14 protein-coding genes, 1 tRNA gene and 1 pseudogene are annotated in these 11,885 nt (G+C 67.5%); 6 read left to right on the top strand and 10 right to left on the bottom strand.

What is annotated here, in order from left to right; all coding sequences use genetic code 11:
* Position 1: 1 nt before the first annotated feature.
* From ACE3T5_RS05665 to ACE3T5_RS05650, 4 genes are read right to left on the bottom strand one after another with little or no spacing between them, the layout of a single operon-like run.
* Complete coding sequence (locus ACE3T5_RS05665; RefSeq protein ID WP_374665362.1) at positions 2-424, bottom strand: DUF86 domain-containing protein; 423 nt, start codon at positions 422-424, stop codon at positions 2-4.
* Complete coding sequence (locus ACE3T5_RS05660; RefSeq protein WP_374665360.1) at positions 421-834, bottom strand: nucleotidyltransferase domain-containing protein; 414 nt, start codon at positions 832-834, stop codon at positions 421-423. The genes ACE3T5_RS05665 and ACE3T5_RS05660 overlap by 4 nt, the downstream gene beginning before the upstream one ends.
* Positions 831-1,688, bottom strand: a complete 858-nt coding sequence (gene kdsA / locus ACE3T5_RS05655; protein WP_374665357.1) for a 3-deoxy-8-phosphooctulonate synthase — start codon at positions 1,686-1,688, stop codon at positions 831-833. The genes ACE3T5_RS05660 and kdsA overlap by 4 nt, the downstream gene beginning before the upstream one ends.
* Positions 1,689-1,692: 4 nt before the next feature.
* Positions 1,693-3,369 carry a CTP synthase gene (locus ACE3T5_RS05650; protein WP_374665355.1) on the bottom strand — a complete coding sequence of 559 codons (1,677 nt, stop codon included), beginning with the start codon at positions 3,367-3,369 and terminating at the stop codon, positions 1,693-1,695.
* 69 nt (positions 3,370-3,438) lie between these two features.
* Here ACE3T5_RS05650 and coaBC point away from each other — a divergent pair, with 69 nt between their 5' ends.
* Both coaBC and dut read left to right on the top strand, forming a co-directional pair.
* The gene (gene coaBC, locus ACE3T5_RS05645; RefSeq protein ID WP_374665353.1) at positions 3,439-4,662 is read left to right on the top strand and encodes a bifunctional phosphopantothenoylcysteine decarboxylase/phosphopantothenate--cysteine ligase CoaBC; all 1,224 of its coding nucleotides are present in this window, start codon (positions 3,439-3,441) and stop codon (positions 4,660-4,662) included.
* Positions 4,663-4,671: 9 nt separating this feature from the next.
* Complete coding sequence (dut, locus tag ACE3T5_RS05640) at positions 4,672-5,118, top strand: dUTP diphosphatase (RefSeq protein WP_374665351.1); 447 nt, start codon at positions 4,672-4,674, stop codon at positions 5,116-5,118.
* An 82-nt stretch (positions 5,119-5,200) separates the two neighbouring features.
* Here dut and ACE3T5_RS05635 read toward each other — a convergent pair.
* A pseudogene (locus ACE3T5_RS05635) lies at positions 5,201-5,683 on the bottom strand (peptidylprolyl isomerase); the annotation flags it as partial.
* 22 nt (positions 5,684-5,705) lie between these two features.
* On the opposite strand from ACE3T5_RS05635, the gene ACE3T5_RS05630 reads away from it, so the two are divergent.
* The 4 genes from ACE3T5_RS05630 (at position 5,706) to ACE3T5_RS05615 (ending at position 8,246) form a co-directional block, all read left to right on the top strand.
* Positions 5,706-6,836: a JmjC domain-containing protein gene (locus ACE3T5_RS05630; RefSeq protein WP_374665349.1), complete on the top strand. Its 1,131-nt coding sequence runs from the start codon at positions 5,706-5,708 to the stop codon at positions 6,834-6,836.
* Positions 6,833-7,348: a hypothetical protein gene (locus tag ACE3T5_RS05625; protein WP_374665347.1), complete on the top strand. Its 516-nt coding sequence runs from the start codon at positions 6,833-6,835 to the stop codon at positions 7,346-7,348. The genes ACE3T5_RS05630 and ACE3T5_RS05625 overlap by 4 nt, the downstream gene beginning before the upstream one ends.
* Before the next feature lie 226 nt (positions 7,349-7,574).
* On the top strand, positions 7,575-7,814 hold the full coding sequence (locus ACE3T5_RS05620) for a hypothetical protein (protein ID WP_374665345.1): 240 nt from the start codon (positions 7,575-7,577) through the stop codon (positions 7,812-7,814).
* A gap of 210 nt (positions 7,815-8,024) precedes the next feature.
* Positions 8,025-8,246: a hypothetical protein gene (locus tag ACE3T5_RS05615; protein ID WP_374665343.1), complete on the top strand. Its 222-nt coding sequence runs from the start codon at positions 8,025-8,027 to the stop codon at positions 8,244-8,246.
* Between the two features lie 193 nt (positions 8,247-8,439).
* Here ACE3T5_RS05615 and ACE3T5_RS05610 read toward each other — a convergent pair whose 3' ends face one another.
* The 5 genes from ACE3T5_RS05610 to ACE3T5_RS05590 all read right to left on the bottom strand — a co-directional run bounded on the left by ACE3T5_RS05610 (position 8,440) and on the right by ACE3T5_RS05590 (position 11,557).
* Complete coding sequence (locus ACE3T5_RS05610; RefSeq protein ID WP_374665341.1) at positions 8,440-9,561, bottom strand: PLP-dependent aspartate aminotransferase family protein; 1,122 nt, start codon at positions 9,559-9,561, stop codon at positions 8,440-8,442.
* Positions 9,558-9,917: an antibiotic biosynthesis monooxygenase gene (locus ACE3T5_RS05605; RefSeq protein ID WP_374665339.1), complete on the bottom strand. Its 360-nt coding sequence runs from the start codon at positions 9,915-9,917 to the stop codon at positions 9,558-9,560. The genes ACE3T5_RS05610 and ACE3T5_RS05605 overlap by 4 nt, the downstream gene beginning before the upstream one ends.
* Before the next feature lie 9 nt (positions 9,918-9,926).
* Positions 9,927-10,559, bottom strand: coding sequence for an FMN-binding negative transcriptional regulator (locus tag ACE3T5_RS05600; RefSeq protein ID WP_374665337.1), 633 nt, complete (start codon positions 10,557-10,559; stop codon positions 9,927-9,929).
* A gap of 48 nt (positions 10,560-10,607) precedes the next feature.
* Positions 10,608-11,069: a PACE efflux transporter gene (locus tag ACE3T5_RS05595; RefSeq protein ID WP_374665335.1), complete on the bottom strand. Its 462-nt coding sequence runs from the start codon at positions 11,067-11,069 to the stop codon at positions 10,608-10,610.
* A gap of 413 nt (positions 11,070-11,482) precedes the next feature.
* Positions 11,483-11,557: transfer RNA gene (locus tag ACE3T5_RS05590), tRNA-Ile, on the bottom strand.
* Between the last annotated feature and the right edge of the window lie 328 nt (positions 11,558-11,885).

The following is an 11,885-nucleotide window of genomic DNA, read 5'->3' as shown; positions in this document are numbered from 1 at the left end:
ATCAGGCGGTGCGGTCAAGGAGGATGCTGGCAAGGCGGCTCAGGCAATCAATGTCCGAGTCGATCACGGCCTCGGCGATGCTTAGATCGAGGTCATCATAGGCGTGGACGGCGACGTTGCGGAACCCGACCATGCGGCCCAGGCTGCCTGCGAGATCAGCGTCGATCCAGCCGTTCGAATGAAGCAACGCGAACGACTCGCGAGCGCTGGCCGGCAAACCCCACTGTTTTTCGGCCACGACCATGTTGGCCATGTCGATCGCCAGTTCACAGGCGCGTTGCACATTGAGGATGGCTGCGTCCTGATGCGTCAGGTCACAGGCAAAGTTCGTGGCTGCCGCACGTTCTGCCCGGGCGCGGGCGATGCAGCGGGTGATGCGGTCGGCCTTCTGCGCCAGCGCATCACGCAACACGGACCGATTCATGCCGCCACCTTCTGCCGCAGCCTGTCCGCCAGGGCAGCGACCATCGGCGCATGCCAGGCTTGCATGTCCTGGTAGTCGCGCATCACCCTTGCCTTCAGGTGGAGCAACTGAAGCGGCGACTCGGCAAAGAGCAGCCGGCCGGACTGCAGCACATGAGCCTGCATCGCGGCCGGCAAGCGCAGCAGATCAAGCAGATCGACATCCCGCCCCATGGCGCTTGCAGCGGCGCAAGCGGCCTCGAACCGGGCCGGCCCGGTCAACGGGGAGGGGTGCCACACGGCGATGTCGACGTCACTGTCAGTGCGCATGCGACCCTCAGCCGCGCTGCCGAAGAGCCAGGCGGCCTGCGCATGCGGCAGCAGCCTGCGCATCAGCGCAGCCAGTTCAGGATCGGACGGCAGTGGGTTCACGGTTGAAAGGACGTTTCCAGGAACCCGTTCTTCTTCGTCACGCGATCCAGCTCGACCAGCGTCTCCAGCAGGGCGCGCATGTGCTTCAGCGGCACGGCGTTCGGCCCGTCAGACAGGGCGTGGTCCGGGTCCGGGTGGGTTTCCATGAACAGGCCGGCCACGCCGACCGCCACCGCGGCGCGCGACAGCACGGGCACGAACTCCCGCTGGCCGCCGGAGCTGGCGCCCTGGCCGCCGGGCAGCTGCACCGAATGCGTGGCGTCAAAGACCACCGGCGCGCCCGTCTCGCGCAGGATGGCGAGCGAGCGCATGTCGGACACGAGGTTGTTGTAGCCGAAGCTGGCGCCGCGCTCGCAGGCCGTGAAGCGGTCTTCCGACAGGCCCTTCTCGCGCGCGGCGTCGCGGGCCTTCTGGATCACGTGCTTCATGTCGTGCGGCGCGAGGAACTGGCCCTTCTTGATGTTGACCGGCAGGCCGCTCTGCGCCACCGCGCGGATGAAGTCGGTCTGGCGGCACAGGAAGGCGGGCGTCTGCAGCATGTCGACCACCTTGGCCACCTCGGGCACCTCGGCCTCGGTGTGCACGTCGGTGATCACCGGCACGCCCAGATCCTTCTTCACCTTGGCCAGGATCTCCAGGCCGCGCGACATGCCGGGCCCGCGGAAGCTGCTGCCCGAGGAGCGGTTGGCCTTGTCGTAGCTGCTCTTGAAGAGGAAAGGGATGCCCAGCGCACCGGTCATCTCCTTCAGTTGCCCCGCCACGTCCATCTGCAATTGCTCGGACTCCACCACGCAGGGGCCGGCGATCAGGAAGAAGGGCTTGTCGAGGCCGACGTCGAATCCGCAGAGCTGCATGGTGCTACTTCACGGCCTTGAGCTGCGCCTTGCCGCCGCCGGCGGCCTGGTGCTCGCACGCGGCCTGGACGAACGAGTTGAACAGCGGGTGGCCGTCCCAGGGGGTGGACTTGAACTCGGGGTGGAACTGCACGCCCATGAACCAGGGGTGCGCTTCCTGCGGTAGCTCGACGATCTCGGTCAGCTGTTCGCGCTGGGTGAGCGCGGAGATCACGAGGCCGGACTTGCGCAGCGTGTCGAGGTACTTCACGTTGGCCTCGTAGCGGTGGCGGTGGCGCTCGGTCACCACGTCGCCGTAGATGCGGTGCGCGAGCGTGCCGCGCGCGACATCCGAGCTTTGCGCGCCCAGCCGCATGGTGCCGCCCAGATCAGACTGCTCGCTGCGCGTCTGGATGGAGCCATCGGCGTCCTGCCATTCGTTGATGAGGGCGATGACCGGGTGTGCGCAATGCGGATCGAACTCGGTGCTGTTGGCGCCCGGCAGGCCCGCGACGTCACGGGCGTACTCGATGGTCGCGACCTGCATGCCCAGGCAGATGCCGAGGTAGGGCACCTTGTTCTCGCGTGCGAAGCGGGCGGCGGCGATCTTGCCCTCGATGCCGCGCTTGCCGAAGCCGCCCGGCACCAGGATGGCGTCGTACTTGCCGAGCTGGCCCACGGATTCCGGCGTCAGCGTCTCGGAGTCGACGTAGTCGATCTTCACGCGCACGTGGTTCTTCAGGCCGGCGTGGCGCAGCGCCTCGTTGAGGGACTTGTAGCTGTCCGACAGGTCCACGTACTTGCCGACCATGGCGATGGTGACCTCGCCGCGCGGGTGCTCCACCTCGTACACCAGGTCGTCCCAGCGCTTCAGGTTGGCCGGCGGCGTGTTCAGCCGCAGCTTGTCGCAGATCAGGCCGTCCAGGCCCTGCTCATGCAGCACGCGCGGCACCTTGTAGATGGTGTCCACGTCGGGCATGCTGATCACGCCCCACTTGGCGACGTTGGTGAAGAGGCTGATCTTCTCGGCCTCGTCCTCGGGGATCTTGCGGTCGGCGCGGCACAGCAGGGCGTCGGCCTGGATGCCGATCTCGCGCAGCTTCTGCACCGTGTGCTGCGTGGGCTTGGTCTTCAGCTCGCCCGCGGCGGCGATCCAGGGCACGTAGGTCAGGTGCACGAAGGCGGCGTTGTTGGGGCCGGCCTTCAGCGCCATCTGGCGCACCGCCTCCAGGAACGGCAGCGACTCGATGTCGCCCACGGTGCCGCCGATCTCCACGATGGCGACGTCCATCTCGGTGGGGGTGCCCACGCCGGCGCCCCGGCGGATGAATTCCTGGATCTCGTTGGTGATGTGCGGGATCACCTGCACCGTCTTGCCCAGGTAGTCGCCGCGGCGTTCCTTCTCCAGGACCGACTTGTAGATCTGGCCGGTGGTGAAGTTGTTCGCGCGGCGCATGCGCGTGGTGACGAAACGCTCGTAGTGGCCCAGGTCCAGGTCAGTCTCGGCGCCGTCGTCGGTGACGAACACCTCGCCGTGCTGGAACGGCGACATGGTGCCCGGATCGACGTTGATGTACGGATCGAGCTTGATGAGAGTGACTTTGAGGCCCCGCGACTCCAGGATCGCTGCGAGGGAGGCTGAGGCGATTCCCTTGCCCAGGGAGGACACCACACCGCCGGTGACGAAGACGAATTTGGTCATGTCAGGTCGGAAGCGCGTGGCCCCCGGGGAGGTGGTAAAGCGGGATTATAGGGGCGCTAAACTCGCCCGATGGAACTCGCCGGCAAGCACATCGTCCTGGGCCTCACCGGCGGCATCGCCTGCTACAAGTCGGCGGAGCTGTGCCGCCTGCTCGTGAAGGCGGGCGCCACCGTGCAGGTGGTCATGACGGAAGCGGCCGAGCAGTTCATCACGCCCGTCACGATGCAGGCGCTTTCAGGCCGCGCGGTCTACACCTCGCAGTGGGACGGCCGCGAGCCCAACAACATGCCGCACATCAACCTGTCGCGCGAGGCGGATGCGATGCTCATCGCGCCGTGCAGCGCCGACTTCATCGCGCGCCTGGTGCAGGGCCGTGCGGATGAACTGCTCAGCCTGATGTGCCTGGCGCGCCCGGTGGAGCGCGTGCCGCTGCTGCTGGCCCCGGCCATGAACCGCGAGATGTGGGCGCATCCGGCCACGCAGCGCAACCTGGCCCAGGTGGCGGCCGACGGCGCTGTGGTGCTGGGCGTGGGCCGCGGTGACCAGGCCTGCGGTGAGACAGGCGATGGCCGCATGCTGGAGCCGGCCGAGCTGCTGGCCGACCTGGTGGCCTTCTTCCAGCCCAAGGTGCTGGCCGGCCGGCGCGTGGTGGTAACGGCCGGGCCCACCTTCGAGGCGCTGGACCCGATCCGCGGCATCACCAACCATTCCTCCGGCAAGATGGGCTTTGCCATCGCCCGCGCCGCGCGCGAGGCCGGCGCCGAGGTGGTGGTGGTCGCCGGCCCGGTGAGCCTGGCCACGCCGCGCGGGGTGCGCCGGGTGGACGTGAAGTCCGCGCGCGACATGCTGGCGGCCACGCAGGCCGAGGTGCCGGCGGCCGACATCTTCATTGCCACCGCCGCCGTGGCCGATTGGCGGCCGCTGACCCAGGCCGACCAAAAGATCAAGAAGGATGGCAGCGGGGACGCGCCCACCGTCGCTTTCACCGAGAACCCCGACATCCTGCTCACCGTCGCGCAGTCGGACCGCGCGCGCAGCGGCGCGCTCTTCTGCGTGGGCTTCGCGGCGGAAAGCCATGACCTGGTGGCGCATGCCACGGCCAAGCGCGCGCGCAAGGGCATCCCGCTGCTGGTGGGCAACATCGGCCCGCTCACCTTCGGCCAGGACGACAACCAGATGCTGCTGGTGGACGCGCAGGGCGTGCAGGAGCTGCCGCGCGCCAGCAAGACCGAATGCGCGCGCCTGCTGGTGCGCGAGATCGCCCGCCGCCTGCCCGGTGGCATCGCGACCTGAGGACCCCCCATGCAAATCGACGTGAAAGTGCTCGACCCGCGGATGGTCGACCAGATGCCCGCCTATGCCACGCCAGGCAGCGCCGGGCTCGACCTGCGCGCGTGCATCGACGCCCCGCTGACGCTGGCACCCAATGCCTGGCAGCTGGTGCCCACCGGCATCGCCATCTGGCTGAAGGACCCCGGCTATGCCGCGCTCATCCTGCCGCGCTCGGGCCTGGGCCACAAGCACGGCATCGTGCTGGGCAACCTGGTGGGCCTGATCGACAGCGACTACCAGGGCCAGCTGATGGTGAGCGCGTGGAACCGCAGCGATGTGGCCTTCACGTTGCAGCCCATGGAGCGCCTCGCCCAGCTCGTCATCGTGCCGGTGGTGCAGGCGCAATTCAACGTGGTCAGCGAGTTTCCGCCCACGCAACGCGGCGAGGGCGGCTACGGGTCGACCGGCAAGGGGTAGGAAACGACGAGGGGCAGGGGCTGGTTTTCGTAGGCTGGGGTGGAGCGACAGCGCAACCCCAGCGATGCCCCCCCCCCCCCCCCCTGAAGAACCCCGTCCCCAGCGTCCCCGCGCCGACTTCCGCCTCCGTCGCCTCGCGCACGGCCTCCACCTTCAGGTGCAGGCGCAGCGCGATCCCGGCCAGCGGGTGATTGCCGTCCAGCACCACGTGCTCGGGGTAGATCTCCGTCACGGTGTAGAGCAGGTCCTTCGGCGCGTCCGCGCTGGTGGCGCCGGGCGGCAGGCCCTCGAAGGTCATGCCTTCCTCCAGCTCCGCCGGGAACACCCCGCGTGGCTCCAGGAACACGCGCGTCTCGTCGTAGTCGCCGAAGGCATCTTCCGGCTCCAGGTGCAGATCGAGCCGGTCGCCGGGCTCGTGGCCCTGCAGCGCCTCCTCGATCTTCGCCAGCAGGTCCTGGCCGCCCACGAAGAATTCCACGGGCTCGTCGAGCCGGTCCAGCTCTTCCCCCAGTGTGTCCTTCAGGGTCCAGGAGAGCGCGACGACGCATTGCGGTGTGATTTCCATAGGAGAATTGTCGCAGCACCCCATGGACATCGACACACCGCTCACCCTGCTCGGCGGCCTCTCGCCCGCCGCCTTCATGCGCCGGTACTGGCAACGCAAGCCGCTGCTGGTGCGCCAGGCCATCCCCGGCTTCCGCGCGCCCATCAGCCGCCAGACCCTGTTCGAGCTGGCTGCGCGCGACGAGGTGGAGTCGCGCCTGGTCGCGCAGGATCCCAAGGCGGGCTGGCGCCTGCAGCGCGGGCCCTTCGCGCGCCGCGCGCTGCCCCCGCTCACCCGCCCGAACTGGACGCTGCTGGTGCAGGGCGTGGACCTGCATCATCCTGCCTCGCACGCGCTGCTGCAGCAGTTCGCCTTCGTGCCCGCCGCGCGGCTCGATGACCTGATGATCAGCCTCGCCACCGATGGCGGTGGCGTGGGCCCGCACTACGACAGCTACGACGTCTTCCTGCTGCAGGCGCATGGCCGCCGCCGCTGGCGCATCGGCCGCCAGAAGGATCTGACGCTGGTCGAGGGCCTGCCACTCAAGATCCTGAAGCACTTCGAGGTGGAGCACGAATGGGTGCTGGAGCCCGGCGACATGCTCTACCTGCCGCCCGAGTGGGCGCACGACGGCATCGCCGAGGGCGAGTGCCAGACCTACTCCATCGGCTTTCGCGTGCCGGCCCGCGCGGACCTCGCGCGCGACCTGCTGCAGCGCGTGGCCGACGAAGCCGGTGAGCTGCCAGAGCGCCTGTATCGCGATGCCGGCCAGCCCGCCACGGCCACGCCCGGCGCCATCCCGGAGGCGCTGCAGCGTTTTGCCGCCGAGGCCGTGGCCGCCGCGCTGAAGGACCCGCACGCGCTCGACCGCGCCCTGGGCGAATCTCTCACCGAGCCCAAGCCCAACGTGTGGTTCGAGTCCGGCCGCGCGCCACGGCGGCTGGGTGCGGTGGTGCTGGATGCGCGCACCCGCATGATGTATGACGCCCGGCACATCTTCGTGAACGGCGAGAGCTGGCGCGCCGCCGGGCGAGACGCCACGCTGATGCGCCGCCTGGCCGATGCGCGCCGCCTCGATGCCCCCGCCGTCCGCGCCGCCAGCGAGGACGCGCAGTCCCTGCTGGCCTTGTGGTGCGAGGCCGGCTGGGTCCACCCCGAAGGAGCAACGCCATGACCGATACCCCTGCCGAAGGCGCCGCGCCGGCGCCGCTGCCCACCGGCCGCTTCGAGGGCCGCGAGGCCTTCCGCCAGCTCGTGCGCGACGCGCTCGCCACCGCGGCGCGCGAGGGCTGGCGCGAGATCATCCTGAGCGACGCCACCTTCGAGGACTGGCCGCTGGGCGAGCGCGCGGTGGTGGAGTCGCTCGCCGACTGGTCCAAGACTGGCCGCCACATCACGCTGCTCGCCAAGCGCTATGACGACGTGGTGCGGCGGCATGCGCGCTTCGTCGCCTGGCGCAGCCGCTGGGCGCACATCATCCGTGCCGAGGCCTGCGCCGCGGCCGACCCGCTGGACATCCCCAGCGTGATCTGGAGCCCCGGCTGGGTGCTGGAGCGGCGCGACATCGAGCGCAGCAACGGCTACTGCGGCACCGAGCCCGAGCGCCGCGTGGCGCTGCGGGAGCTGATGAACGAGTGGCTGCAGAAGGCCTCGCCGGCGTTTCCCGCCTCGACGCTGGGCCTCTGAGGCAAGCCGACAGCTGGCTCATGGATGAGCGGCAGGCGATGACCGCTCGCCCCGTCGGGCTTTTCCATCCGGGTATTCCCGCAGGAACTTGCACTGTCGAGCTATAATCGCCGGCTGAGCTGGAAGGCGCTCGAGGCTTTCCTCCTCTGTCACTGGCGGCGGATCGCCGCCGGGGCCATCTTCCGGAAACTGTTGTCCCCTCATCCACCCCCAAAGGAAAACTGAAATGAAGAAGTCGCTCGTTCTGGCCACGCTGGTTGCCGCTGCCGCGCTGGCCGCTTGTGGCAAGACCGAAGCCCCGGCGCCCGCTCCGGCCCCGGCCCCCGCGCCTGCTGCTCCGGCCCCGGCCCCCGCGCCGGCCGCTGCCCCCGCCGCCGACGCCGCCTCTGGCGCCGCCGCTGCCGCCGCGGGTGCTGCTGCTGCCGCCGCCTCCGCTGCCGCCCCGGCCGCTTCGGGCGCCAAGTAAGCTTCGGCTTCAGCGTCATGAAAAAGCCGCCTTCGGGCGGCTTTTTTCATGTGGCCCGGCATTATCTAGCTGACGCACCAAGAATGCCGAAAAGTCCAATGGCGTCGCGTACTTAGCGTCGCTATAGGCATACAGCAGCCCCTCTTCGAACGTCCAAATACCAGCCGACGCGAGTTGATTCCAACGGGGCTGCGGTCGTAAGCTGCGGACATGGCCAGATCCGGCGACATTGACCCTGATCCTGCCCACCCGGCTATCGCCCGAGCGCGGCAGATCCTCGCGCACTATAGCGACGAAGCCTTTCGGGTCTGGTTTAACAACCCCTCGAGATTCCTGGCCGGCAAACGCCCGCGCGACGTGTTCGACAGCGACCCCGAGGTTGTCGTCGCCCATGCGCAGTACATGTACGAGGCCGAATTCTTCGCTGGCTGAGTTCGGGAGAGGCCTGTGGTCCCGGGCCACCTTTGTGTGGTCGGCATGTCTTTCGGGGGTTGACGCGCATCAACAGCAGCCGTTTTCGGACCACAGCCGCATGCGCAACGGCCCGATGCGCGCGGCGCGACTGGCTGCTGTTGCAGCTGATCCCCCAGCTCAGGGGTGCGTAGCCGGCGCGCGCGTCCCGGCTCTACCGAGAAGCTGCGCGCAAGCCGGCGTCGAGGTCCTTCCAGAGATCTTCGACATCCTCAATGCCCACACTCAGCCGCAAGAGAGACGGCGGCAGGTGGCCTTGGCCAGGCACGGCGGCCCGGCGCTCCATGGTTGTTTCCACGGCGCCCAGGCTGGTCGCGTGTCGAACCAACGTTACCCGGTTGCACAAGGCGTCTGCCGCCTCGGCGCCGCCACGGATGTCGAAGGAGATGATGGTCCCGAAGCCCTTGAGCACTCTCTTCGCCGTGGCGTGGGTCGGGTGAGAGGCAAGCCCGGGGTAGCGGGTCAGTTCCACGGCAGGATGCGCCGCGAGCCGCTCCGCGATCTGCATCGCCGATTGCTGAGCCCTCTCCAGGCGCAACGCCATCGTGCGCGCGCCTCGGACGGCGAGAAATGCCTCGAGCGTGCCTGGTGTGGCGCCTGTCAGTTCGCGTGAGCTCTTGAGGGCATGCCACAGCGCCTCGTCGCGGGTGGTTGCGACGCCTGCGAGCAGATCGGAGTGGCCGCCAATGAACTTGGTGGCCGACTGCAGCGCCACTGTGGCGCCAAAGTCCAACGGCCGCTGGTTCAGCGGCGTGGCAAACGTGTTGTCGACGGCCACGATCGTCCCCGCCTTGCGCGGCGCGGCACAAATAGCTTCCAGGTCAGCTACGCCGAGCAAAGGGTTCGACGGGGACTCGAGCCAGACAAGGTCCGCCGTCTTGCAAGCTTCTACCCACCCCGCCGTGTCCTGCAGCGCAATGCGCCGGACCGACCAGCGGCCGCGCCCCACGCCGGCCTCCACCAAACCCGCGACACCCTGGTAGCAGTCGTCGGGCAGCACAACTGTCGAACCAGCTGCGAGCTGGTCGAAAACAGCCGCGATCGCAGCCATGCCGGAGGCGAACGCAACAGCTCGACCCGCCTCAAGGCCGCCCAGCAGCTCCTCCAGCGCTTCCCACGTGGGTGTTCCGTCATCGCGCGCGTAGGCGCGGGCAGTCCCGAGCATGAAATTGGACGCGGGCACGAGCGGCACGTTCAACGGTGCGCCTGCTTCGCTGCTGCGGCCTGCGGTCACGAGCCAAGATTCCAGCTTGAGATCGGACGGGGGCTTGCTCATGTGGACGATCCTTTCTTGAAGCGGGGCGCACGCCCCGCTGCATTCCCGAGCGGGTGGGCGATGCCGCCATCACCGTAGGTGTCAAGCACCTGTGCGATGGTCACGTGATACCCCTTGATCCAGCGGCCGTATCGCTCCTTTGCGGCCACATGCGTGGGGTGGTCGATCAGCTGCTGGAGTGCTTCCAGCGACTGCCAGTAGTAGACGGTCGAGATCAGCCCGGATGCCGCGTTTTCCCAAGCCTCCTCGCCCAGGTAGCCCGGGATCGACCTTGCCATCTCTGCTATGGCTTGGTCACGCTGGTGGAACTCGTCGTCGTACTCGCCCTTGGCAAACGTGAACGTAGCGGTGTACATCGAACAGTCTCAGGGAGAAGGCTTGGTGGTGTCACGCATGGCCTTTGCCAGTCCCACGTTGCCTTGAGATTCGAGGCCCTGAATCGCACCCTCCCGGTCCTGCTGCCTGTGGTGCTGATTGAGCTTGCGCTTGCCTTCCAGGCGTGAGAGGCGGATCTCGATGCCGATGATGTTCCCAAGTTGCTCCGTCAGGTAGTCCGCGGGCGCATCGCCCATCTTCCACGGCCTGGGCTGATCCGCCTCGTGCTTGCGCGTCAGATGCGCCACGACGCCGCGCACGAACTTCTCGTCGTCGCGAACGTGGATCGTGCCGTGCGCGTGCACCACTTCGTAGTTCCAGGTCGGCACGTACCGATGCGTCTCTTGCTTTCCGGGGTACCAGTTCGGCGAGATGTAGCCCTGCACGCCGCGGAAGACGACTAGGACCTCGTCTCCGTCTCGAACTTCGCGCCAGACCGGGTTTGCCCGTGCCACGTGCGCGATGAGGGATCCATGATCACCGTCGGTACCGATCAGGAAAGGCAGGTGGTCCGCCTCAAGGCCGCCACTGGTTCGACGAACCAGGATCCCGAGTGAGTTCTCCTGGATGATCCGATGAAGTTCATCGACGCGAACTTCGGCAAATTGCGGGGGCATGTACATACGATGCTCCTTGATCAAAGCGTTTATTGCGACCTGTGACGTAGCGGCTCACAAGCCGGACCGGACGTGCGAGCGTTGCTCATGCTCTCCAGCCTCCGCTGATGCTGGCAGCCCGAACACACGGTCGAACCCCCAGGTGAACACCACTGCGTAGATGAAGAAGAAGGCGAGCAGCCCCAGATTGGCCACGAACGCAGCCGCCGGCGAAATGCCCAGCCAGAGCGACATCACCGGAATGAGGATGACGGCGAGCCCTCCTTCGAATCCAACGCCATGCGCAAGGCGCCTCGCTAAAGAGCGGCCCCGGACAGCTTGGCGCGATTCCCAGCGCTCGAAGACCCAGTTGAATGCGTAGTTCCACGTCAAAGCAATCGTCGACAGGACGACTGCCAATCCAAACGTGGATGTTTGCGGCTCGTCGAACGCAACACTGAGCACAGGCCCGACGAAGGCGATGGCGATCACCTCGTACAGGATGGCTTGAACGACGCGGCGGGTGGTGGGTGTCATTGTGGGTAGAAGAAGTGCCGGGCCGTCCCGGACATTTTTTCCCACAACGGGGGAGGTCGTTCCTCCTCGCGCAGCCCGCGGTGCACTGCGGAGCGCTTCACCTGATTGTACAGCGGCAGGTCAGCATCGGCACGTCGTGCCGGACTTGAGAAGCGCTAGTAAGGCGAATTGAGCAGCCGGCAAGCTCTTGCCCGGCCCCCCGAAAACCAACTCATTTGATCTTCGGTGGCGAAACCGGCCTCGAGTTGCTCCAAGTCGCGCAGCTGCTTCTGGCGCTTGTACGCCCAGAGCTTCTCCTCGGCGACGAATGTAGTGCGTTCAGCAGAGCACACGCCCAAAGTAGACGTGCATGAGACGCGATCGACTCGTGTGCCCGGGGCGTGTGCAGACATGGCGGACCTCACTCATTGAAATGGTGCGGACGGCGGGACTTGAACCCGCAACGCAAGCCTTATAAGGGACTCCGCTCTACCTTGAGCTACGCCCGCGCGAGCGGGCAAAGCTCCGCTCAATGCTGCCGATGGCTCGGGCGTATGCGGGCGCAGCACGGGAACGTCATCGCTCAATCCTACCCTCCGCCAGCCGTTCCTGCTGGCGGGTGATGCGATCGTCCGCGGAAGCTCCACAATAGCGGTCCGGAGGTGGTTGCATGGCGATCCAGGGGTTTATGTCGGCGCCGCTTGAATTTTGACCCCCCCTGCCGATTGAATTCTGACCCGGGGATGGAAGCCGGCAGCGTTGTCGCCGGCTGTGCATAAGTGTAGGGCAGCGCCTTCTTCCGGGGGGCGATCGAGCCACCCGACGTGCGAGCGGGGC

The organism is Ramlibacter sp. (assembly GCF_041916345.1).
GTDB lineage: Bacteria > Pseudomonadota > Gammaproteobacteria > Burkholderiales > Burkholderiaceae_C > Ramlibacter.
Note: the sequence above shows the minus strand (reverse complement) of the source record. Positions and strands in the feature narration are given on the sequence as shown.

Coding starts and splice junctions, on each gene's coding strand:
- ACE3T5_RS05665 (WP_374665362.1), bottom strand. CDS start 424: ATGAATCGGTCCGTGTTGCGTGATGCGCTGGCGCAGAAGGCCGACCGC.
- kdsA (WP_374665357.1), bottom strand. CDS start 1,688: ATGCAGCTCTGCGGATTCGACGTCGGCCTCGACAAGCCCTTCTTCCTG.
- ACE3T5_RS05650 (WP_374665355.1), bottom strand. CDS start 3,369: ATGACCAAATTCGTCTTCGTCACCGGCGGTGTGGTGTCCTCCCTGGGC.
- coaBC (WP_374665353.1), top strand. CDS start 3,439: ATGGAACTCGCCGGCAAGCACATCGTCCTGGGCCTCACCGGCGGCATC.
- dut (WP_374665351.1), top strand. CDS start 4,672: ATGCAAATCGACGTGAAAGTGCTCGACCCGCGGATGGTCGACCAGATG.
- ACE3T5_RS05630 (WP_374665349.1), top strand. CDS start 5,706: ATGGACATCGACACACCGCTCACCCTGCTCGGCGGCCTCTCGCCCGCC.
- ACE3T5_RS05625 (WP_374665347.1), top strand. CDS start 6,833: ATGACCGATACCCCTGCCGAAGGCGCCGCGCCGGCGCCGCTGCCCACC.
- ACE3T5_RS05620 (WP_374665345.1), top strand. CDS start 7,575: ATGAAGAAGTCGCTCGTTCTGGCCACGCTGGTTGCCGCTGCCGCGCTG.
- ACE3T5_RS05615 (WP_374665343.1), top strand. CDS start 8,025: ATGGCCAGATCCGGCGACATTGACCCTGATCCTGCCCACCCGGCTATC.
- ACE3T5_RS05610 (WP_374665341.1), bottom strand. CDS start 9,561: ATGAGCAAGCCCCCGTCCGATCTCAAGCTGGAATCTTGGCTCGTGACC.
- ACE3T5_RS05605 (WP_374665339.1), bottom strand. CDS start 9,917: ATGTACACCGCTACGTTCACGTTTGCCAAGGGCGAGTACGACGACGAG.
- ACE3T5_RS05600 (WP_374665337.1), bottom strand. CDS start 10,559: ATGTACATGCCCCCGCAATTTGCCGAAGTTCGCGTCGATGAACTTCAT.
- ACE3T5_RS05595 (WP_374665335.1), bottom strand. CDS start 11,069: ATGACACCCACCACCCGCCGCGTCGTTCAAGCCATCCTGTACGAGGTG.